The sequence below is a fragment of the Pseudobdellovibrio sp. HCB154 genome (genome assembly GCF_046267985.1).
In the GTDB taxonomy this organism is placed as follows: domain Bacteria; phylum Bdellovibrionota; class Bdellovibrionia; order Bdellovibrionales; family Bdellovibrionaceae; genus Pseudobdellovibrio.
Genome location: NZ_CP176530.1, coordinates 3,113,093 through 3,132,724 on the forward strand (window position 1 = coordinate 3,113,093; position 19,632 = coordinate 3,132,724).

Consider the following 19,632-nt stretch of genomic DNA (forward strand, 5'->3'; position numbering starts at 1 on the left):
ACATGATGAATGAACTGCCTCAGCATTTAAAAAAATACTGCGTTGATCAAAACTATGCGCGCTACACACCTGTTGATCAGGCCACATGGCGCTATTGTTTACGTCAGCTAAAAGATTTTTTATCTAAAAATGCGCATCCGGTTTATATCGAAGGTTTAGAAAAAACAGGAATCTCTGAAGATCAAATTCCACGTATCGAAGATATGAGTGAAAAACTTAAAAACTTCGGTTGGACAGCGATGCCGGTTTCTGGGTTTATTCCACCAGCCGCCTTTATGGAATTACAATCATTATCAATCTTACCGATTGCTTCTGATATGAGAACGATTGATCACTTACTTTATACACCGGCGCCAGATATCGTTCACGAGGCGGCAGGTCATGCGCCGATCATCGTTGATCCAGAATACGCAGCCTATTTAAAAGAGTATGCGCAGGTTGCAAAAAAAGCGATTATCAGCAAAGAAGATTTAGATTTGTACGAAGCAATTCGTGAATTATCTGATGTTAAAGAAAATCCAACTTCAACAGCTGAACAAATTGCTCAATCAGAGAAAAAATTAGACGCAACTATCAAAGCTTCGACTCACGTTTCTGAAGCCACTGAATTATCACGCATGAACTGGTGGACAGCTGAATACGGTTTAGTAGGAACTGTTGATAAACCAAAAATTTTCGGTGCGGGCTTATTATCATCAATTGGTGAATCAAAATGGTGTTTATCTGACAAAGTTAAAAAAATTCCTTTAACTGTTGATTGCATCAAACAAACTTACGATATCACTGAGCCACAACCACAATTATTTGTGACTCCTGATTTTAAATTTCTAGTTAAAGTGTTACACCAAATGGCTGAAAAAATGGCTTACCGCGTGGGTGGCAAAACTGGTTTAGATAAAGCAATTCAAGCTAAGTCGGTAAACACAGTTCAACTAGATACAGGTCTGCAAATCAGTGGTGTTGTGTCTGAATACATTCAAGATTCAGCGGGCAATATCATTTACATTAAATTTTCTGGCCCAACACAAATCAGTAAAAATGACCAACAGCTTTCTGGTCACGATAAAGAATATCATCAACATGGCTACAGCTTTCCATTAGGAAACTACAAACAGGTTGGCAATACCTTACAGTACGATTCTGGTGTTACAGTAACTGGCGATTTAGCTAAAACTGAAAATGGCATCATGACTTTTAAAAACTGTACGGTGAAATACAAAGACCAAACTTTATTCCAACCAGAATGGGGTAACTTTGATATCACAGTTGGTAACAAAGTGGTGTCGGTGTTCGGTGGCCCGGCTGATCGTAAAGCTTACGGAGATACTGATGATTTCGTAGCGGCTCGTGTTCCTACTCCGAATTATTCGGCTGAACAAAAGCGGTTATTTGCACTTTACCAAAACATTCGTGATTACCGTAAAAGCCGCACAGAGTGGTCAGATTCAACGATCATGGCTTTATTTGATAAGTGCTTAAACGAAGCCACAGATCAGTGGTTATTGTACGTAGAGCTTCTAGAAATTGCTTATATGAGCAAACTTTCGCCAGCTCTATCAAAAAAGATCGAAACTCACTTACAAACAATCAAATCTAACAACGAAAAATTGACTTCGGTCATAGATGATGGTGTACGTCTAGCTTATGCGTAAGCTAGATGTACGAATTGTCTTAATTAAATCTCTTTATGAACGAAATATTGGTGCCGCCTCTCGTGCTATGGCCAATATGGGTTTTAAAAATTTAATTCTTTTAGCGCCTCAAACTGAAGTGACCTTTGAAGCTCAGCAAGCGGCAGCAACCGGACAATACGCTCTTCAAAACCGTAAAGTTTATAAAGATTGGGCCGAGTTTTTTAAGAATGAACCCCAAGGTTTAATGATCGCAACGACGGCCCGTGATGGCCGTGGTCGCCAGGCGCAAGATCTGCAAACGACTTTACAATATTTCGTCGAAACTAATACTGAAATTAAAAAAGATTCTGACGAGCCGTTTGTCGTACACATTGTTTTCGGGCCAGAAGATGCAGGTTTAAGCGCTGAAGACATTTCGCATGCGAACTTCTGCTGTTCGATTCCAACTTATGGTGACAATACGTCGCTTAATTTGGCACAGGCTACACTTCTTGCGATGTTTATTTCACGTTCTGTGTTTGGTGGCGATCGCACTAAACTAGAAGGCCAACAAAAACCAAAATCTCTTCAGAAAAAAGAAGAAGGCATTTTTCCTGATGCCAGTTTACGTACTTGGTTAACTGAAATGGGGTTTTCGCTAGATAAGAAAAAGATCAACGTGTACACGACATTAAAACGTATGCTTTTACAAAACACACCTTCAGCTAAAGAATTTCGTGTTTTAGAAATCGTGTTACAACAAAGCATTCGTAAACTGCGCGAGCTTAAAGAATTAAACACGCACAAAAAATCTTAAGATTTATATTCAAAGCAGCGGTAACTACGCACCACATTCTGCAAAATTTTAATAACCGACATTCCCGGTGTCATTTTTTTCACGCGTCCAGGAATATACATGACGATAGCATCAATCTTTGAAGCAAAGCTTTGCGGTAAATAACCATTCTTCGTTAACAACCAGTCTGTCAGCAAAATGGATGTGCGCCCGTTGCCATCTTTAAAAGGGTGAATTGAAACCAACCAATACTGGCAAAGTGCCGCATGCACTAAAGGTGATATGGTATCCGAATAAGGCAGAATGTTATTTTGAAAGAATGTTAATATCATCTCGAGTTCAGCATAAGGACAAGCCTGCAAGTGACCCGTGTAGATCTCTTGCTTGCGGACAATGTCGCCTTTTAAATTGGTCAGATCGCGGTTAATTTTACAAATATCGATCCATGCAGGCTCTTGCTGTTCTTGAATTTTATTCTGAATAAATCCGTTAACTAAAAACCAACTGTGATGTTCGCTACGTAAAAGTGTGCTTGAGGCTTTCAATCTTAATTCAGCCAGTGCTTTTAATCCCTTTGCAACAGCCGCTGTCTCAAGCTTAGGCCAGCCAGCCTGAAGATGATGAATTTCTTCTTCAAGCTGGGCAATAGCTAAAAGCTCCTCGTTTGCAAAAGGCTGTTGTAAAAAGGATTGAAACGTCATGATTAGTTTAATTTTTTTAAGATAACTGAGTAAGCTTCTTCCCAAACTTGTTTAGTTTCATTCCAAGTTTCAAATTTTTGCGTTGATGACCAGTGAAACTGTAAAGTCACTAAGGGGCCTTGAAAAGTAACTTGCAGCGAGCTGCCAATACAGTCAGTTAAAGTTGAAGAACAACCATAGATTTGATAGGTATTGCCCGCGTCTTTGTTAACTAGATCCATTAAAATATCGCCATCACCAGCAGCCAGGTTGATATAGTTATCGTCCGATTCAGAGTTAAACGTTAAATAACCCGTCATTTCAGCATGAAACTGATTGGCATCTTCAGGTGTTAAGCGCTCTTGATACACATTTAAATAAATATGGCCAACTGAGTAAGTTCCATCTTCTTGTTTAACACGAACTGAAGCTGACTTTAGGTTAAATTCTTTGGCAAAGCTTGGTTCAGATTGTGTCGTTCTCGCTAAAGCATAGCTTGGCATCGCCACTTGAGTTGCTAAGCCAGCTGTTAATGTAAGGATACCGGCCATTGTTTTTGTTTTCATAATTTCTCCTTGGTTGCTTCTTAGATAATCTTTTTCAAAGTATTAAAAAAGTAATGTTTAATCATATTTAATATGCAATTATGTATATATGCAGAAGCATTCCGTTTACCTTATTGAAGCTTTTTTGATATTCGCTGAACAAAAGAACATGGTTAAAGCCGCGACTTTGCTGGGAATCTCTCAACCTGCATTAAGCCGCCAGCTTGCAGATTTCGAGGCTCAGGTGGGGCAAAAGCTGTTTCAAAGCAAAGGCCGTCAAAAAGTTTTAACAGCTTTAGGAGAAGAATTATTTATACGTCTTGCTAAAGAGTGGAAGAACTACTCCAGCTTAATCAATGAAACCTGCGCCCAATTTTCAGACAAACCAACACAAGCCATTAAAGTGTACGGCCCTTATGAATGGGTGGGGCGCATGGCGCAAAAACTGAATTTTCCCCACACCCTCGAATTTATTCCGACACTGAGCGAACATGTGGCCACCCAAGTTGAAAAAAATGAAATCAGCTTAGGGTTAACCCGCTTTCTTCCTGAAAACTCATCACTAATTTGCAAAAAATGTTTTGAAAATGAATTTTATCTGATGATGCCAAAAAGTTGGAAAATTAAATCCGACAATTTTAATCAAAAACTTTTGCAGGAATTATCTAGTTACCCACGATTTGCTTTTCGACGAGATATCGAAAGCCAAACATTTATAAAATTTAAAGAAAAAATAAATTTAGAACCAAAACGTATTTTACCAAACTGGCAAGTGCTTCTAAATTTGGTGGCTGAAGGAAAAGGTTGGGCCATCGCCCCATCAGATGTGATTTTTAGTTTTAAAAATTTAACGGATAAAGCAGAGCTTATTAAAATTCCGCCGTCTATTATTGAATCTTCAAAATTTTATTTAATGTACAAACCAGAGCTAATTAAAATCCCTTGGTTTAAAGAACTCACCCAAGAAATTTTATCCAGCTAGGGTTCTAACTTTCTTGATCTTTTTATCCAAAGTATGGATTGTTTCGGTTAATGTTGCACCCTGCTCATGAAGATCCGCGATCCGGTCATGAGCCCCTTGTGTGTCTGACCCTACAAGCTGTAGGTTTTCGATCACCACGTGGGTTTCTTCGATTTGGGATTTAACATCTTCGATTTGCTGAAATAAGGAATGTTTTTGTACGCTCAATTCACGCATAGTTTCATGAATAAACTCTTGCGGAAGCCCTTGAATCACTGTGGCTTTGGGGTTTTCTTCCTCGACAAAACTGTCTAAAAGAAGTGTCCACTCAGATTTTAAAGTACCTTTTTGCGAATTATGACTACCATCATCGTTCATAACTTAATTCTACCAATGCCATTGACTATTAGTAACTGGACCATAGACTAGACAAAGCAGTTTCAAATTATATTTGATTTAAAAAATGAATTTAGGACTTTTACTTATTGCAACAATTTTAGGCTCATCACTAGCCCTGGCTGAAAGTCCAGGTGCGAGTGCTGTCACGTCGGTAAGCTCGCCTGTTTCAGTGAGTACTACAAAAACAGTCTCTTCTAGTTCTGATGTGATTCTTTCATTCACTGGCGATCTGATTATTCACCAAGATCTGTACAAAAAAGTCATGCAAGATCCTAAACATGATTTTTCAAAACTGTGGGAAAAAACTTTTCCGCTATTTGCTGCGGCTGATTTTTCTTATCTGAATTTAGAAGGCCCAACGGCATTAGGCATTAGTAACAAATTAAAAAATAAAGGCGATGTCGGCTTTATCTACGATAACGAAGTTTATAGCGGTACCGATTTATTATTTAATTACCATCCGACTTTAATTGATGCTTTGAAAAAAACAGGAATCGATATTGTTTCAAACGTGAATAACCACTCTTTGGATCGCGGCTGGAAAGGTATTGATTCAACAATCGATGCTTTAAATAAAAAAGGAATGCCTTTTATCGGTGTTCGTAAATCAGGAAGTGAAGATCCGTTTTATACTATTACCAAAGTAAAAGACTTTACGATTGCTTGGGTCGGCTGCACTGAAATGCTTAACGGCTTTAATGATAGAAAAAAACAATTGCTTCTTTGCTATGAGCAACGTGATCAAGTTTTAAAAACTATCGAACAAGTAATTGCTTATAAAAAACCTGACTTAGTTATTTTTACTCCGCATTGGGGCGTTGAATACAAAGACACTGCTTCAAAAATGCAGATTGATCTAGCGCACGCCGCTTTAGAAGCTGGGGCCAGTGCGGTGATCGGTTCACACCCCCACGTGCTGCAACCCATGGAAACCTACACAACCGCTGATAAACGTGAAACCGTTATCTTTTATTCGTTAGGTAATTTTGTGGCCTATCAACGTGATATCGACCGCAAATCATCGGCTATTGTATATTTAAAATATGCTAAAGATAAAAATGGCAAAGCCGTTTTAAAAGATTATTACTACGAGCCGACTACGCGCTCTTTAGCTTCGATTTTTCCAGCCCGCCATTTAAAAGATGTGGTCAAACATGTCGAAAAATACTTAGGCCCACTTCGCTAATCGACCACTAACACGTAATCAGCACCTTCAAAAGCAAAGTCAGATTTCGAATAACCCATTTTCTTCAAACCTTTGCCAGCACTGTATTCATCTTTTTTATCTAAGACTGAATAAGACACTTCGATAAAACCTTTTTCACCATTGTAAAACTTAACGGCAAAAATAGCTGAATCTTTTCCCTGCTTCACAAGCTTTGTAATTTGGTATTCAATATAAATTTTTGATACCCCGTCAGTGACCTTAATCTTTTTATTGGCCGATTTACTTACATTCGAACGGCCTAGGCTGAATTTACTGCCTACTAAACCTGACAATCCTGTTTCTGATGTAAAAAGATATTTATAAGAAGCTTTCGGAGCCACAGTTGGGCGTTGAAACCATACCTGGGGTTCTGTATTTTTACCTTGAGATTCAAATTGGCGTTGTCTTTCTTTTATAACCGCTTCTTCAACGCGCGCATAAAGCTTAGCCGGTAAGATGTCGTGAATATGATCTTCATATTTTTGAGGTGAAAAAATATTCTTTCTTTGATTCGCCGAAACAGCTTTTGTGTTATCTCTGGCAAAATCAATCAAAACCCACTCATGCCCGTTGTAGGCCAATTGAGTTTCATTAAAATCACCGATAAATGAAAATCTCCATGTGCTTTTAGCAAAATCAATCAGCTTTTCAAAAATAACTTCTACATCTTTAGTTGAAAAGTTTAATTCTTTGCGCGTTTTTGCAGACAAAAATTTTTCTAAAGTTAAAGCTATTTTTTCTCCGGAACGAGTCGGAAAATAAATATCTTCTTTTTGTACCACCAAAAAACGTGGTGGACGGCTGGCCGCTAAATCAACCTCTGCGACACGAACGCCTGCTGCTGATAACTCTTGGCTAGATTTTAAATAACTATCAATAAACTCTGTATGTACGCGACGGTTAGTTGCTGAAGATCGCAAATCAACTTTAGGTATACGCAGAGTCTTTCCTTCCATTGTCTCAACGATCACTGTGGTTTCACCCTCGCCTAAATATTGCTTTAAAGTAAACTCTTCACCAGGCAAAAACGAAAACTTTGTTCCAGGTTTAGCTTTGCTCAGCTGAGTTAAAAAACTTTCATAACGAAGAGCCACTGCTCCACCCTTTGCGAACAGTGACAAAACGCTGTTATCAGAAAATAAACTTCGACACGCAGGCGCTGCTGAAGCCAATTTAAAACAGAATACAACTAACAAAAATACTAAATGTTTCATGAGCTTTAGATAATGCAAACAAAACACCAGACTAGGCTGTCTCAGAATGAGATTTTTGAAAAAAGCAGTCTATGGTCGAAGGGCTTATAGAATTCTACGAGCCTTTATTTTTTCGCATGGTAAGATAGTCTTTATTACGGAGTTTTATATGAAACGTTTTGAAAAAGTTTTTATCGCATTCTGCCTTATTGCCACTTCAGTTATTACTGTAGCGACGTCAAAAGTTGATGACGAAATCGATATTACTTTGTACGGAGCTGCTTCAAACTGTTCAAACGCTTCAATCACAAATCAAGTTATTGGTGTAACAGATAATATGATTGTATCTCCTGATGCTACTGACTTTACTGACTTAGGTTTACCACAACCTACCCTATCAATTGCAACAGAAACAACAACTTCAGGCACGGTGAATGCGAAAACACGCGTTTGTACTTATTCAGTAAATACAACAAGTGGTACTCTTCATGTGTATAGCTGTTTAGATGATGGTAATCCTGAATGTATGGTTACGTTTGCTCCACAGTAAAATATTTTTTAGCAAACCCATAACACAAAACACTTGATAATAAAGCGACCACATCCGTTGGGTCGTTTTGCACATTGATTTTGAAAAAGTGCTGCGAAAAAAAGTTCACAAAGTTTTCACTTAAAAAAGGATTTAGCTTTAACGCGCAAAAGATCACATCAGTAATCACAATAGCTGTAACTAATAATCTTTTCGTAAAAGCCACGCGGTAAAGTGTAATAACCAAAATTAAAGCTGATAAAAATAACGGAAAATAAAACAATCCTAAAAAATCGCTTAATTTACCCGTGATAAAACCCGGGTACTGATATTTTAAGTAGTGATCATTTAGTCCCAGTAAAACCACGGCTGATAGCGGAATCGGATGAATAAAAAAGCGCAGTTTCTGACTCATATTCGTCTTATGGGATAAAAGACATCACAAGGTATGAAAGTAGCAACACTAAGTGCGTAGCACCTTGTAATGCCGTAGTACGGCCTGTACCCAGAGTTAATCCACCTACAATAAATGTAAGCAATAAAAATGCTGTGCCTTTGGGATCTAGGCCTAACGTTAATGTTCTATTTGTCATGAGCGAGAAAACACTAACTACCGGAATAGTTAAAGCAATTGACGCCGCACCCGAACCCAGCGCTAAATTTAAACTTGTCTGAAGTTGGTTCGCACGAGCTGCTGAAATAGCGGCCCAAGTTTCTGGAAGTAAAACAAGTAAGGCAATCACGATACCTACAGCCGCACGTGGCGCGTTCATCGCCGTAACCCCGGCTTCAATCGCTGGGCTTAGTGATTTAGCTAAACCAATCACTGCACCAAGACTTACCACTAAGCAGATAAAGCTTAAAATCGTTAAACGACGTGATGGTGGCTTGGTCGGATCTTCTTGCTCTTCTGGCGTGGCTTCAACTTCAAAATAATCTTTGTGAGTTTTCGTTTGAAAATAAACCAAGATCCCATAAAGAACTAAACACGCAGCTGCGACAAAAATTAATTGCCCCGTACTGTACGTTGAAGCGGCCGTTGAAGTTGTATAATTCGGAAGAACCATTGTGATTCCCGCTAACACGGCTAAAATTGCAAGGAGTGAGCTGGCACCTTGCACATGAAAACCTAATTCACGGTAACGAAGACCACCTAATAATAAACAAACACCGACAATACCATTCGTGACAATAATAACCGCCGCAAAAACCGTATCACGCGCAACCACTGCTGATTCAGGTGTGTTGTTAGTCATTAGTGAAACAATTAATCCCACTTCGATGACCGTGACCGATAACGCTAAGATCAACGCCCCTAATGAAGGGCCAACACGCAAAGCAATCACTTCTGCGTGGTGAACCGAAGTCATTACAGCAACGCCTAAGAACGCAATGGCGATAATTAAAAACCACGGTGAAGAAACACCCACTGAAAACACCAACATCATCACCACAACTGACATAATTGAAAGAAAGTGTGTGGTATCAAATAGACGTTGAGGTGCTTGAGGCATCTTTAAATCCTTCCCGTTAAATAAAGATCGTGACCAAAAGTTTTATGTTTCACATTTGTTAAGACAATTTTTTCACTTAAAGTGCTGATCGCAAAATCATTCGACCACGAAAGACCATTTTTTTGTCCGATTAAGACCGGCGCAATAAAAGCATGCAAGCGGTCGATCAATTTATTCTGCAAGAAGCTTGAATACGTTCTTGCGCCGCCTTCGATAAAAATTGATTTAATTTTTAAATCCCAAAGTTGGTTTAACAAATCTTGTAAATCTTTAAATTTTAAAACTTGGTAATCAGCAGACTGTACATCTATCTGAACTGCGAAAATGATTTTATCTTTGGCGCGCGTCTCAGAAAATTTATACGAGCTTGCTTTAGCTAAAATTTTTCCTTGAGGGTCTAAAACAACGAGATAGTTTTCTTTTCTAATACGCGGATGGCGAATATTTAAAGACGGATTATCTGTTTCAATTGTATTACGGCCAACTAAAACAGCGTCATACCATGAACGAAGCTCATGCACGAATTCGCGCGAAGCTTCAGATGTGATCCATTTGCTTTCACCGCTGGCTAAAGCGATTTGGCCATCTAATGATTGTGCGACTTTAGCAGCGACAAAAGTTTTTTTCTGTCTGAAGTTTTTTAAGAACACTTCGGCGACATCTTCAAGATCAGCTTTTAGCTTACCTTGATACTCTGAGCATTTAATTCCGGCACCACGTACAATATCAGCACCTTGCCCTGCCACCAGTGGATTAGGATCTTGCAAACCATAAACCACAGACTTTAAAGACATCTTAGCTAAAGCCTTCGCACACGAAGGAGTTTTTCCTTCATGCGCACAGGGTTCTAGCGTTACAAACACTTGGGCATTTTTTAATTCGATATCAGTTAATTGACGGTAAGCATCGACTTCAGCATGCGGTTCACCGTATTTGTGGTGATACCCGCTTGATAAAAATCTTCCGTTCTCGTCTAGAATTACACAGCCTACTAACGGATTAGGAGACACAAAAGGCGCACCCTTGTACGCCTCTTGAAGAGCCAATTGCATGGCTTGCTCGTCTGAAAGAAAATCCCCTTTTTTCGGGTTTATTTTTTCATCCATGATTGCCAGTAAGAATTAACTTCTGTTTTTTCAATGTAAAGATCAACTTGCAGTGGGCGTTGGGTATCAATCATCACAGCCACTTCATCAGTGAATGTTTTTGGATTCGCCGCTGCCGCTGCAAATGCTTTTGGATGTGGACCATGCGGCATACCAGCTGGGTGGAATGTCATCATGTTCGCGTGCAAGTTATCACGGCTAAAGAAATTTCCAGCGTGATAGAATAACACTTCATCGTAATCAATGTTTTGGTGATAGAACGGAACTTTTAACGCGTCTTTATCAGTTTCGATTAAACGAGGTAAGAACGTACAAACCACAAAACCGTTCGCCGCAAATGTTGTATGCGTTGAAGGTGGTAAATGAACACGGTGAGACATCATCGGCATCATATCGTCGATGTGTAATGTGAATGGGAAGTAATCCCCTTTCCACGCTACCGTATCATACACGCACTCTTCGTAAGTAAATTTTGTTACGCTACCTGCGCGACGAACATTGATCTCTAATGATTCAACATTTTTATCTTTTTTGAATTGGTATAATTCTTCTAAGTTTGGTTTGCCTAAAGCAGCTAAATCGTAGAAAGCATTTCTTCCCACCATGCCACGCTCGGGTTCGCGATACATACCACTCAATGATTCAATAATTAAAAACTGAGTATCTTCTTCAAAGATGATCGTGTGGTGTAATGATTTTGGGATCATCACATAGCTTCCCACTTTAAATTTTAACAAACCATACTCAGTTAAAACTTTTCCAGAACCTGTGTGCACGAAGTATAAAGTTTCGCCATCCACATTTCTTAAAGCTGGTAACACATTTTTAGATTTATTTAGATCAGTCTTTTTATTCCATTGTGAATAGATCACAACTTCAGAGTTAAATAATAACCGGTTCCATTTACCGTTTTCATACTGACAAGGTACTAAGTCGTAAAGATGCGGCTTAAGTGGCCCTTCGATAGCTGTCCAACGAGTGGGCGCTTTATCTTTTAGTAAGTGAGACACGGGCCCAAAGAAACCTTTGCGGCCGTGTTCTTCTTCAAATTGGCCTTCAGGAATTCCCTTATGGCCTTGGGTGTGGGCTTTACCTTGTGAATATTGATGCATTATAAATATCCTCTTGCACGTTGATCAGCTTCAATCGCATCGAATAAGGCTTGGAAGTTTCCGTTACCGAAACCATCGTGACCTTTACGTTGAATCACTTCAAAGAAAACAGGGCCGATGACGTTTTTAGTAAAGATCTGAAGTAAATAACCATCATGATCACCATCAACTAAGATCGCATTTTTTTCTAAGCGGTCGATATCTTCTGTCACCATCGGTAAACGGCCTTTTAACATTCCGTAATACGTGTGAGGAGGAGCTGCTAAAAATTCAACTTTGTTCGCAGTTAAATTTTCAAGAGTTGGAATAATATCATCTGTTGTTAAAGCGATATGCTGAATACCCGAACCTTTATATTCATCTAAGTATTCTTGAATTTGAGATTTAGAATCTTTAGGCTCATTGATTGGAATAGAAAACAATCCACATGGTGAACGCATGGCCTGAGAAAGTAAGCCCGTCGACTTGCCTTCGATATCAAAGTATTTGGCTTCATAGAAATTGAAAATATTTTCGTAAAAACTACTCCACTTGTTCATTTCGCCTTTTGGTACATTGTTAGTGAAATGATCGATAACTCTCATTCCTAAACCTTTAGGGCGTAAGTTATTGTTATCTTTAATGCCGAAAATTTCAGTGTAAAGTTTGTTATGAGCTTTTTCGTCGATGAAATAAACTAATGAATCCCCGATACCGTAGATCGCTAAAAACGGAGTTGCTCCACGTGAAGCTTCGTTACCGTCGTAAGCTTTAGCACCACGAGCTACTGCATTTGCAAAAGCTTTTTCTGCGTCAGCTACACGAAAGCCAGAAGAAACAACTGAAGGGCCATGCTTTTTAGCAAACTCAACAGCAAACGTTCCTGGTTCAGTGTTTAAAATAAAATTGATATCACCTTGGCGGTAAAGTTTAATTTTTTTACCCGCAATCGAACCGATTTCAGTCATTCCCAAACGTGTAAATAAACCTTCGAAAAGAACTGCATCTGGGCCAGAGTATTCTAAGAAATCCACGCCATAAAGACCAATTGGATTTTGTTCAGTGATTTTCGCTTTTGACCAATCGATGGTCACCGGAGTTGGAGCAAAGTTTGCCATGTAAAACCTCTCTAAAATGATGGATAGAATCTATCAAGAGGGTTTCAATAGGGTCAAAGATTTTGATAGAACTTTTGCACTAACGGATCGACGATAAATGATCGCGGATTCCACCGAACTATGTGTAATCCGCTTGCATCTCTAAGCCTAGATAAAGCCACGTAAGCGTGACCTGGCTCCCAAAGAGCGCTTAAATCGCACCACAGCTCATCAAGCGTGGCTCCTTGGGATTTATGAATCGTTGTCGCGTAAGCTAAAATCAGTGGAAATTGTATGACGCTAGCTCTCACATTTCCCTCGGCATCCAACAAAGAAAAGGTCATTTTTTCGACTTTCACTTCACGGCCGTAGTCTTTACGAACAATCAAATGCTGATCTTCTTCGCCAACTAGAACTCCACGTGTACCATTCACCCAACGTTTTTGCGCATCGTTTTTCAAAAACATCACTCTGCAACCAGGTTTTAGTTTTAATGTCTCAGGAACTGGCGACGATTTTTTTAAACCTTGAACAAATTTTTCTTCACCGAAGTAAATCGCTTCATAGCGAAGTTCGTCTTCACGAATTTCGGCTAATTTTTTTTGATTGTAATTATCCGATTGTTCACGGCGCGGAAACAATCTTGTGCCCGACTGCTCTTCATCGTGCGGCTTAGTACGGCTATTTAAAAAATCAGCGACCTTCTGGTTCATGCGCCCATTGCGAATTTCAGCTAAGACATCTAAAAATTCTGAATCTTGGACACGTTGATTATGTTTAAGTTGGCAAACCTGAAATCCTGTTGAATCCCAGACGCGATTTAAAAAACACCAGTCTCTTTTCTGCCCAGCTTTAGCCACCGGTGGAAGCTGACCAAAGTCACCAACTGCGATCATGCGCATGCCACCCCAAGGTAATTTTGAACCACGTGCTTTTTGCGCTAAAGCTTCGGCAATCATCAACGCTTCGCCAGGAATCATCGAAATTTCGTCAATGATACAACCTTCGACCTGCGAAAGGCGTTTCATGACTTTTCCATCTTTACTGGCGCGTTCATAGGTAGCGTCTGGGCCACCTTCCATAATTCCTAAACCAAAAAACGAGTGAAAAGTACGGCCCCCTAGAAGCACCGCAGCTGCGCCGGTACTTGCTAAAATAGGCATCGTTTTAGGGTCTAAATCTTTTGTCAGTTCTTTAATAACAAACGATTTACCGCTTCCTGCTCCGCCTGTGAGGAACACATTTTCGCCAGATCGCAATAAATCGAGAGCGAGCGCTTGTTCCTGGGATAATTGAAAGGATTCTGATTTTTTCACCACAGCTATACTAACCGTGTTACGACTTCAGTCAAAACGTAATCGCTTGAGGTAAATGTTGTTGCTGCACGTCTTAGCTTTGTTTTATACTGGTTGACCGATGGATTACGAATTTAAACAAAAACTGCCTAACCCTAACTTTGAAAATGTCTTCGATGTCACAGCAGAAGAAGTGAACAGCAATGCTGAAAACTTAACTTTAATTGATGTGCGCCAACCGGAAGAATACACCGGCGAACTTGGACATATTCACAATGCTCAATTAGTTGTGTTGGGAGAAATTCCAAACCAAATCAAAAACATTCCCACAGATAAACCGGTAGTCTTTATCTGCCGTTCAGGCATGCGTTCTGCTCAAGCCAGTGCCTACGCGTATTCCCTGGGAATCAAAAACACCTACAACATGCTTGGTGGCATGTTGCTATGGAATAAACTTTCACTACCAGTAGAGAAATAACCAGCAAAAAAAAGCTTACAGAAAGTAGAAAATGTCGACACAAAAAGTTTACGTCAACAGAACTTTAAACCTTAAAAAAATCAAGTACATCGGTCTTGATATGGATCACACTTTGGTCCGTTACAACACTGAAAATTTTGAGCGCCTTTCGCACACCACTATCATCGACAAGTTAGTGTCAAAAAAAGGCTACCCTGAAGTTATCAGAAAATTTCAATTCGATTTTCAGTTCGCTCTTCGCGGATTAGTGATCGACCGCCAACGCGGAAATTTATTAAAATTAAACCGTTACACAGCGATTCGTAATTCGTTCCACGGTTTAAAACCGTTAGATTACAAAATTCACAGAAAAATGTACCACTCAACGTACATCGACTTATCTAAGTCTGATTATTTAGCGGTTGATACGTCTTTCTCATACTCGTTAGCACACGCTTACTCTCAGTTAGTGGATTTAAAAGATTCTGATCCATCTTTAAAATTACCTGAGTATTCAATCATTGCTGATGATGTATTAGATGCTTTAGATGAAGCTCACCGCGATGGTTCACTAAAAGATGCTGTTCGCAAAAACGTTGAACACTACATCATCAAAGATGAAAGTGTTGTTCGCGCTTTAGAAAAATATAAAAAGCACGGTAAAAAAATCTTTATCGTAACTAATTCTGAGTTTCATTACTCAAAATTATTATTAGATTATGCGATTAATCCATTTTTAAAAGACCACAAATCTTGGGTTGATCTTTTTGAGTATGTTGTGACATTTGCGCAGAAACCTAAGTTCTTCTACGAAGATTCTAGATTCTTAAAAGTAAATCCAGAAGACGGAACAATGACTAACGTTGAAGGCAAATTAACTCCGGGTGTTTACCAAGGTGGTAATGCCAAGAAATTTACTTCTACATTAGACCTTGAAGGTGATGACATTCTTTACATCGGTGACCATATCTACGGTGATATCTTACGCTTAAAGAAAGATTGTAACTGGCGTACAGCAATGATCATCGAAGAGCTTGAGCACGAGATCAAACAGAACAAAACGGCTGAACCTTACATGGCTGAAATTGATTCTTTAATGAAACAAAAAGAGCCATTAGAAGATATTTTAACTGACCTTATGACTCAAAAATACGAACGCTCTACGAAAGTAGACGAGTCGAAAATCGATCAATTGCAAAAAGAAATCGGTGATTTTGATACTCAGATAAGCCAGTTAATTAAAAAACAGCAAGCGTTATACAACCCGAACTGGGGCCAATTAATGCGCGCTGGTAATGAAGAAAGTTACTTTGCATATCAAATGGAACGTTATGCGTGTGTCTACATGAGTAAAGTGGAAGATTTATTCGATCTTTCGCCGCGTACTTACTTTAGAGCTCCACGACGTCCACTAAGTCACGAAGTTGAATAACAAAAAACCATTAGCGAAAGGAAACGCAAAATGAAAAAAACAATCACCCTAGTAATTACAGCTGCAGCTTTATTATTAACAAGCTGTGCTTCTGATAACCAAAACACGATGAAAGGTGCTGGTATCGGTGCTGCTGCAGGAGCTGCAGTTGGTGCTATCATTGGTCACCAATCTGGTAACCGTGGTCAAGGTGCTGCAATCGGTGCTTTACTTGGCGCTGGTATCGGTGGATACGCTGGTCGTCGTATGGACCAACAAGCTAAAGAATTAGAAAAAATCGCTGAAACAAAACGTACTGAACAAGGTTTAGTAACTAAATTAAAAAGCGACATCTTATTTGAAACTGGTAAAGCTGATTTAAAACCTCAAGCTAAAACTAATCTTAAAGAGATGGCTACAATCATGAAAAAATACCCAGAAAACGTTTTAGCGGTTAAAGGTTACACTGACGCTACTGGTTCTGATAAAACGAACCAAACGCTTTCACAAAAACGTGCTGACGCTGTTCGCGCTGAATTAACAGCTAACGGTATGCCGACAACAACTATTTCTACTACTGGTTTAGGCCCAGCTAACCCAATCGGTGACAACGCTACAGCCGCAGGTCGCAAACAAAACCGCCGCGTAGAAATCGAAGTAACTGTTGATGAATCAAAAGTTCCAGCCGAGAAAAAATAAGGGTAACAGTTCCCTTTTTGATACGCAGAACATCAAAATAAAAAACCCGCGTGATAAACGCGGGTTTTTTATTAAAATCAATTCATTCCCGAGCTAGTTCCAGTTATTTGCAAGTCGTAGCTAAAGCGATCACAGTGCGGTTTTCACCAAGAGTTCTTTCAATTGCCTCTTTTAAGCTAGAACCATCTTTTGTTTTAACCGTAAACCAAACGCCAAAACCCATGTCTAAATGCTTTAAATCGATGTCGATCGTTGTTGAATTGATATCTTTAGGTTTTAAACCTTGTTCAAAACGAGAACGAATTTCCACGGCATCTAAGAAATTTTTAATAGGAATATGACGATTGTCATTATCAGCTCTGATTTCGACACCGCAGATTCCTGAAATGCTTGGACCTGGATAAGAAACGCTTAATCCGATTTCGCTGTCTTCAATTTGTAAGCTTGCCGTGTTTACGTTTGACAATAAAACGTCTTGCGTTGGCGCCGCCTGAGCGATAATTCCTGATCCACCTAAAAAAATTAATGTAGCTACTGCATATTCTTTCATAAAAAACCCCTTGTTAAAAGAGGTGTTTAGCGCGGCCACTAGAATAAATATAATTAATAGAATTTAAGATGTGATAACTAATTTTTATCATTATCGGGGCTTATTTACCCACCAAAACCATATAATCGTGATCGCCACTGATATCCATTAAACCTAAGCGCGGTGCAGGCGTGGCTTTAAGCTTAGCTAGGTCAATACGACGACGAATCGTGCGCGCCTTATTTAACACAGCACAACCCCATGGCGATGTCCCGGTTTTATCTTCGGTATCACATCTAAATAAACTGTTAACTTCATCTTCTTGTAGAGCCGGAAAATACCCTAAAGAAAACGCTATCGGCTGAATTTGTGTTAAGTCTTTAATTTTCGCGTGCGGGTTGTTTTGGATAAAATTACTTGAGTAAATTGCAGCCGTAATCACTAAGATTTTTTTATCTTTATTGGCCTTAATCAGTTCTGAAACTTCGTTGAAATTTTCTTTTAAAGGAATTTCGTGAGTTTTACCTAAAAACTTTTCTTTTTCTTCACCTAACATTAATTCTTGATCGATAAGCACAATATCAAATGCACCATTTTGCTTTTCAATTTCTTGTTTTAACAAATTTGTTAAGTCGTACTGGTTTTCTTTTTCTGGTTCATAGCCAATCCAGAAATATTTTTGTTTTCCAATTTCTGCGTGCAGGCTTTGTTCAATCGAGCTTGCAAATTCGTTGTTATCTTTAAAATAACTGAGCTTAATTTTAGGTAAGGTTTTTTGCGCTTCTCCGCCGGCAAAGAAAATCACCGCAGCAGCCGCAGCTATCGCCAAAAATAACGTAAATAACAGAGGTTTATAATTAGCTTTTTGTTTTTGCATATGGCCAGAATCCTTTTAATTCGTTTTGAGCAAAATACTCTATTGCTTTTGAAATAAAAAGTGTTAAGTTGCGACGATAGAGCATACACTCTAAGTAAGTGTTTTATTGGACTTGATCGAAAGTTAGATAGTCGACAGGTACCGGAGAAAATATGAAAACTAATATCCTTATTATCGGCAATGGCCGTCTTGCGAAGCATCTGATTCATTGGTGCACCCTATTACAAAAATCCGTACACCATTGGACAAGAACCGATAACAAAGCCTTATCTCTACAAAATGTTGATTACGTATGGCTTGCGATCAGCGACAACGCGCTTGTGCCTTTTTATCAAGAAACTTTAAAGCCACTTTTATCTGCTGGCCAAAAAGTTGTGCACTTTAGCGGAACCCTACACCACGAAGCCATGATTGCGGCTCATCCGCTCATGACCTTTTCTCACGCGCTTTACGATCTCGAAACTTATAACAAAATTTATTTCGGCATTACCGGAGCTGAATCTTTAACTGAAGCGCTACCCGCCTTTGCCAATCCATTTTTTAAATTACGCGCAGAAGACAAACCTCTGTACCACGCTTTGTGTGTAGCCTCAGGAAATCTTCCACAACTTCTATGGAGCGAAACGCAGCCGCAGTTTGCTGATCTTAAAGTTCCAGCAGAAGCCGTTAAAGTTTTTCTACAGCAAAGCTTAACTAATTTTTTCTCACAAGGCGCACAAGCTGTAACAGGACCGATTGTTCGCAAAGACACGGTGACTATAACGAAAAATTTATCTGCTTTAGAAAAAGTGAATTTGAAACTTAAAAACATTTACCAAAGTTTTTTACAAGGATAAGGCCATGAAAACTATTTTGGATTTTGCCAACAAAAAAAATAAAAAAGAAAAAATCTCAATGGTGACTTGCTACGACTATAGCTTTGCTAAAATCGTCGCTGAATCAAAAGTAGATACAATTTTAGTTGGAGATTCTTTAGCCCAAGTTATCCACGGATTTCCCAACACACTTCATGCGACTATTGAAATGATGGCGCTTCATACAGCCGCTGTGTCTCGCGGTGCCGGAAATAAATTTGTTGTAGCAGATATGCCCTTTATGTCGACGCGTAAAGGTTTAGAAACGGCGATGAATGACGTGCAAAAATTAATGGTGGCAGGTGCGCACGCCGTCAAAATTGAAAATGTCGATGGTCACGCCGAATTAATCAAACACATCGTTGAATCAGGTGTACCTGTGATGGGTCACTTAGGTTTAACTCCGCAATCTATTCACCAATTAGGTGGGCCTAAAATTCAAGGCCGTTCACAAACAGCGGCAGAAAAACTGATGAATGATGCGTTCATTATGGAGCAAGCGGGATGTTTTGCTATCGTTTTAGAATTAATCCCTTCTGTGTTAGCGGAAAAAGTAACTCAAAATTTAAAAATTCCAACAATTGGTATTGGCGCAGGATCCGGCACTGACGGCCAAGTTTTAGTTTTACAAGACATGTTAGGCATGAATCCAGAATTTAACCCTAAGTTCTTAAAAAAATTCGGTCAGGGACACACTCATGTGCTTGCGGCATTAAACCAATACGCTGAAGAAGTATCATCAGTGGCATTTCCAAAACCAGAAAATGGGTACGAATAAT

The 19,632-nt window shown here is 39.3% G+C and carries 22 protein-coding genes; 10 read left to right on the forward strand and 12 right to left on the reverse strand.

Annotated elements, in window-relative coordinates:
* Positions 1 to 2 precede the first annotated feature (2 nt).
* Together ACKWCF_RS14770 and ACKWCF_RS14775 are read left to right on the forward strand one after the other, a co-directional pair.
* Entirely contained in the window at positions 3 to 1,652 is a 1,650-nt protein-coding gene (locus tag ACKWCF_RS14770; RefSeq protein ID WP_409478374.1) for an aromatic amino acid hydroxylase, read from the forward strand.
* A complete protein-coding gene (locus ACKWCF_RS14775) occupies positions 1,645 to 2,430 on the forward strand; it encodes an RNA methyltransferase (protein ID WP_409478375.1) in 786 nt (261 codons plus the stop codon). The genes ACKWCF_RS14770 and ACKWCF_RS14775 overlap by 8 nt, the downstream gene beginning before the upstream one ends.
* Here ACKWCF_RS14775 and ACKWCF_RS14780 read toward each other — a convergent pair.
* A complete protein-coding gene (locus tag ACKWCF_RS14780; RefSeq protein ID WP_409478376.1) occupies positions 2,427 to 3,155 on the reverse strand; it encodes a Fic family protein in 729 nt (242 codons plus the stop codon). The two genes, ACKWCF_RS14775 and ACKWCF_RS14780, sit on opposite strands and share 4 nt — an antisense overlap.
* A complete protein-coding gene (locus tag ACKWCF_RS14785) occupies positions 3,113 to 3,655 on the reverse strand; it encodes a hypothetical protein (RefSeq protein ID WP_409478377.1) in 543 nt (180 codons plus the stop codon). Before ACKWCF_RS14785 ends, ACKWCF_RS14780 begins: the two co-directional genes overlap by 43 nt.
* Positions 3,656 to 3,743: 88 nt before the next feature.
* On the opposite strand from ACKWCF_RS14785, the gene ACKWCF_RS14790 reads away from it, so the two are divergent.
* The gene (locus ACKWCF_RS14790; RefSeq protein WP_409478378.1) at positions 3,744 to 4,616 is read left to right on the forward strand and encodes a LysR family transcriptional regulator; all 873 of its coding nucleotides are present in this window, start codon (positions 3,744 to 3,746) and stop codon (positions 4,614 to 4,616) included.
* Here the strand turns inward: ACKWCF_RS14790 and ACKWCF_RS14795 are convergent.
* On the reverse strand, positions 4,605 to 4,973 hold the full coding sequence (locus ACKWCF_RS14795) for a hypothetical protein (protein WP_409478379.1): 369 nt from the start codon (positions 4,971 to 4,973) through the stop codon (positions 4,605 to 4,607). The two genes, ACKWCF_RS14790 and ACKWCF_RS14795, sit on opposite strands and share 12 nt — an antisense overlap.
* A gap of 85 nt (positions 4,974 to 5,058) precedes the next feature.
* Here ACKWCF_RS14795 and ACKWCF_RS14800 point away from each other — a divergent pair, with 85 nt between their 5' ends.
* Positions 5,059 to 6,180: a CapA family protein gene (locus ACKWCF_RS14800; RefSeq protein WP_409478380.1), complete on the forward strand. Its 1,122-nt coding sequence runs from the start codon at positions 5,059 to 5,061 to the stop codon at positions 6,178 to 6,180.
* On the opposite strand, the gene ACKWCF_RS14805 is transcribed toward ACKWCF_RS14800, so the two are convergent.
* Positions 6,177 to 7,415, reverse strand: coding sequence for a hypothetical protein (locus ACKWCF_RS14805; RefSeq protein WP_409478381.1), 1,239 nt, complete (start codon positions 7,413 to 7,415; stop codon positions 6,177 to 6,179). The two genes, ACKWCF_RS14800 and ACKWCF_RS14805, sit on opposite strands and share 4 nt — an antisense overlap.
* Before the next feature lie 148 nt (positions 7,416 to 7,563).
* Here ACKWCF_RS14805 and ACKWCF_RS14810 point away from each other — a divergent pair, with 148 nt between their 5' ends.
* On the forward strand, positions 7,564 to 7,944 hold the full coding sequence (locus ACKWCF_RS14810; RefSeq protein ID WP_409478382.1) for a hypothetical protein: 381 nt from the start codon (positions 7,564 to 7,566) through the stop codon (positions 7,942 to 7,944).
* On the opposite strand, the gene ACKWCF_RS14815 is transcribed toward ACKWCF_RS14810, so the two are convergent.
* From ACKWCF_RS14815 to ACKWCF_RS14840, 6 genes are read right to left on the reverse strand one after another with little or no spacing between them, the layout of a single operon-like run.
* Positions 7,925 to 8,338: a hypothetical protein gene (locus ACKWCF_RS14815; RefSeq protein WP_409478383.1), complete on the reverse strand. Its 414-nt coding sequence runs from the start codon at positions 8,336 to 8,338 to the stop codon at positions 7,925 to 7,927. The genes ACKWCF_RS14810 and ACKWCF_RS14815 overlap by 20 nt on opposite strands.
* Before the next feature lie 7 nt (positions 8,339 to 8,345).
* A complete protein-coding gene (locus tag ACKWCF_RS14820) occupies positions 8,346 to 9,437 on the reverse strand; it encodes a calcium:proton antiporter (protein WP_409478384.1) in 1,092 nt (363 codons plus the stop codon).
* Positions 9,438 to 9,439: 2 nt separating this feature from the next.
* Positions 9,440 to 10,543 (reverse strand): bifunctional diaminohydroxyphosphoribosylaminopyrimidine deaminase/5-amino-6-(5-phosphoribosylamino)uracil reductase RibD, encoded by a 1,104-nt coding sequence (ribD, locus tag ACKWCF_RS14825; RefSeq protein WP_409478385.1) that lies wholly within the window; start codon positions 10,541 to 10,543, stop codon positions 9,440 to 9,442.
* Positions 10,528 to 11,655, reverse strand: coding sequence for a homogentisate 1,2-dioxygenase (locus tag ACKWCF_RS14830; protein ID WP_409478386.1), 1,128 nt, complete (start codon positions 11,653 to 11,655; stop codon positions 10,528 to 10,530). The genes ribD and ACKWCF_RS14830 overlap by 16 nt, the downstream gene beginning before the upstream one ends.
* Positions 11,655 to 12,752 (reverse strand): 4-hydroxyphenylpyruvate dioxygenase, encoded by a 1,098-nt coding sequence (gene hppD, locus ACKWCF_RS14835; RefSeq protein WP_409478387.1) that lies wholly within the window; start codon positions 12,750 to 12,752, stop codon positions 11,655 to 11,657. The genes ACKWCF_RS14830 and hppD overlap by 1 nt, the downstream gene beginning before the upstream one ends.
* 53 nt (positions 12,753 to 12,805) lie before the next feature.
* On the reverse strand, positions 12,806 to 14,047 hold the full coding sequence (locus ACKWCF_RS14840) for a DEAD/DEAH box helicase (RefSeq protein WP_409478388.1): 1,242 nt from the start codon (positions 14,045 to 14,047) through the stop codon (positions 12,806 to 12,808).
* 100 nt (positions 14,048 to 14,147) lie between these two features.
* Between ACKWCF_RS14840 and ACKWCF_RS14845 the strand changes: the two genes are divergently transcribed.
* From ACKWCF_RS14845 to ACKWCF_RS14855, 3 genes are read left to right on the forward strand one after another with little or no spacing between them, the layout of a single operon-like run.
* The gene (locus ACKWCF_RS14845; protein WP_409478389.1) at positions 14,148 to 14,504 is read left to right on the forward strand and encodes a rhodanese-like domain-containing protein; all 357 of its coding nucleotides are present in this window, start codon (positions 14,148 to 14,150) and stop codon (positions 14,502 to 14,504) included.
* A 31-nt stretch (positions 14,505 to 14,535) separates the two neighbouring features.
* Complete coding sequence (locus ACKWCF_RS14850; RefSeq protein ID WP_409478390.1) at positions 14,536 to 15,915, forward strand: HAD-IG family 5'-nucleotidase; 1,380 nt, start codon at positions 14,536 to 14,538, stop codon at positions 15,913 to 15,915.
* Positions 15,916 to 15,945: 30 nt separating this feature from the next.
* Complete coding sequence (locus ACKWCF_RS14855) at positions 15,946 to 16,593, forward strand: OmpA family protein (RefSeq protein WP_409478391.1); 648 nt, start codon at positions 15,946 to 15,948, stop codon at positions 16,591 to 16,593.
* Between the two features lie 103 nt (positions 16,594 to 16,696).
* Here the strand turns inward: ACKWCF_RS14855 and ACKWCF_RS14860 are convergent, their stop codons facing one another.
* Together ACKWCF_RS14860 and ACKWCF_RS14865 are read right to left on the reverse strand one after the other, a co-directional pair.
* Positions 16,697 to 17,143: a hypothetical protein gene (locus ACKWCF_RS14860; protein ID WP_409478392.1), complete on the reverse strand. Its 447-nt coding sequence runs from the start codon at positions 17,141 to 17,143 to the stop codon at positions 16,697 to 16,699.
* Between the two features lie 100 nt (positions 17,144 to 17,243).
* A complete protein-coding gene (locus tag ACKWCF_RS14865; protein WP_409478393.1) occupies positions 17,244 to 17,999 on the reverse strand; it encodes a hypothetical protein in 756 nt (251 codons plus the stop codon).
* 152 nt (positions 18,000 to 18,151) lie between these two features.
* Here ACKWCF_RS14865 and ACKWCF_RS14870 point away from each other — a divergent pair, with 152 nt between their 5' ends.
* Together ACKWCF_RS14870 and panB are read left to right on the forward strand one after the other, a co-directional pair.
* Positions 18,152 to 18,835: a DUF2520 domain-containing protein gene (locus ACKWCF_RS14870; RefSeq protein ID WP_409478394.1), complete on the forward strand. Its 684-nt coding sequence runs from the start codon at positions 18,152 to 18,154 to the stop codon at positions 18,833 to 18,835.
* A 4-nt stretch (positions 18,836 to 18,839) separates the two neighbouring features.
* Positions 18,840 to 19,631 (forward strand): 3-methyl-2-oxobutanoate hydroxymethyltransferase, encoded by a 792-nt coding sequence (gene panB, locus ACKWCF_RS14875; protein WP_409478395.1) that lies wholly within the window; start codon positions 18,840 to 18,842, stop codon positions 19,629 to 19,631.
* The last annotated feature ends 1 nt before the right edge of the window (position 19,632 follow it).

Coding starts and splice junctions, on each gene's coding strand:
- ACKWCF_RS14770 (WP_409478374.1), top strand. CDS start 3: ATGATGAATGAACTGCCTCAGCATTTAAAAAAATACTGCGTTGATCAA.
- ACKWCF_RS14775 (WP_409478375.1), top strand. CDS start 1,645: ATGCGTAAGCTAGATGTACGAATTGTCTTAATTAAATCTCTTTATGAA.
- ACKWCF_RS14785 (WP_409478377.1), bottom strand. CDS start 3,655: ATGAAAACAAAAACAATGGCCGGTATCCTTACATTAACAGCTGGCTTA.
- ACKWCF_RS14790 (WP_409478378.1), top strand. CDS start 3,744: ATGCAGAAGCATTCCGTTTACCTTATTGAAGCTTTTTTGATATTCGCT.
- ACKWCF_RS14795 (WP_409478379.1), bottom strand. CDS start 4,973: ATGAACGATGATGGTAGTCATAATTCGCAAAAAGGTACTTTAAAATCT.
- ACKWCF_RS14800 (WP_409478380.1), top strand. CDS start 5,059: ATGAATTTAGGACTTTTACTTATTGCAACAATTTTAGGCTCATCACTA.
- ACKWCF_RS14805 (WP_409478381.1), bottom strand. CDS start 7,415: ATGAAACATTTAGTATTTTTGTTAGTTGTATTCTGTTTTAAATTGGCT.
- ACKWCF_RS14810 (WP_409478382.1), top strand. CDS start 7,564: ATGAAACGTTTTGAAAAAGTTTTTATCGCATTCTGCCTTATTGCCACT.
- ACKWCF_RS14815 (WP_409478383.1), bottom strand. CDS start 8,338: ATGAGTCAGAAACTGCGCTTTTTTATTCATCCGATTCCGCTATCAGCC.
- ACKWCF_RS14820 (WP_409478384.1), bottom strand. CDS start 9,437: ATGCCTCAAGCACCTCAACGTCTATTTGATACCACACACTTTCTTTCA.
- ribD (WP_409478385.1), bottom strand. CDS start 10,543: ATGGATGAAAAAATAAACCCGAAAAAAGGGGATTTTCTTTCAGACGAG.
- ACKWCF_RS14830 (WP_409478386.1), bottom strand. CDS start 11,655: ATGCATCAATATTCACAAGGTAAAGCCCACACCCAAGGCCATAAGGGA.
- hppD (WP_409478387.1), bottom strand. CDS start 12,752: ATGGCAAACTTTGCTCCAACTCCGGTGACCATCGATTGGTCAAAAGCG.
- ACKWCF_RS14845 (WP_409478389.1), top strand. CDS start 14,148: ATGGATTACGAATTTAAACAAAAACTGCCTAACCCTAACTTTGAAAAT.
- ACKWCF_RS14850 (WP_409478390.1), top strand. CDS start 14,536: ATGTCGACACAAAAAGTTTACGTCAACAGAACTTTAAACCTTAAAAAA.
- ACKWCF_RS14855 (WP_409478391.1), top strand. CDS start 15,946: ATGAAAAAAACAATCACCCTAGTAATTACAGCTGCAGCTTTATTATTA.
- ACKWCF_RS14860 (WP_409478392.1), bottom strand. CDS start 17,143: ATGAAAGAATATGCAGTAGCTACATTAATTTTTTTAGGTGGATCAGGA.
- ACKWCF_RS14865 (WP_409478393.1), bottom strand. CDS start 17,999: ATGCAAAAACAAAAAGCTAATTATAAACCTCTGTTATTTACGTTATTT.
- ACKWCF_RS14870 (WP_409478394.1), top strand. CDS start 18,152: ATGAAAACTAATATCCTTATTATCGGCAATGGCCGTCTTGCGAAGCAT.
- panB (WP_409478395.1), top strand. CDS start 18,840: ATGAAAACTATTTTGGATTTTGCCAACAAAAAAAATAAAAAAGAAAAA.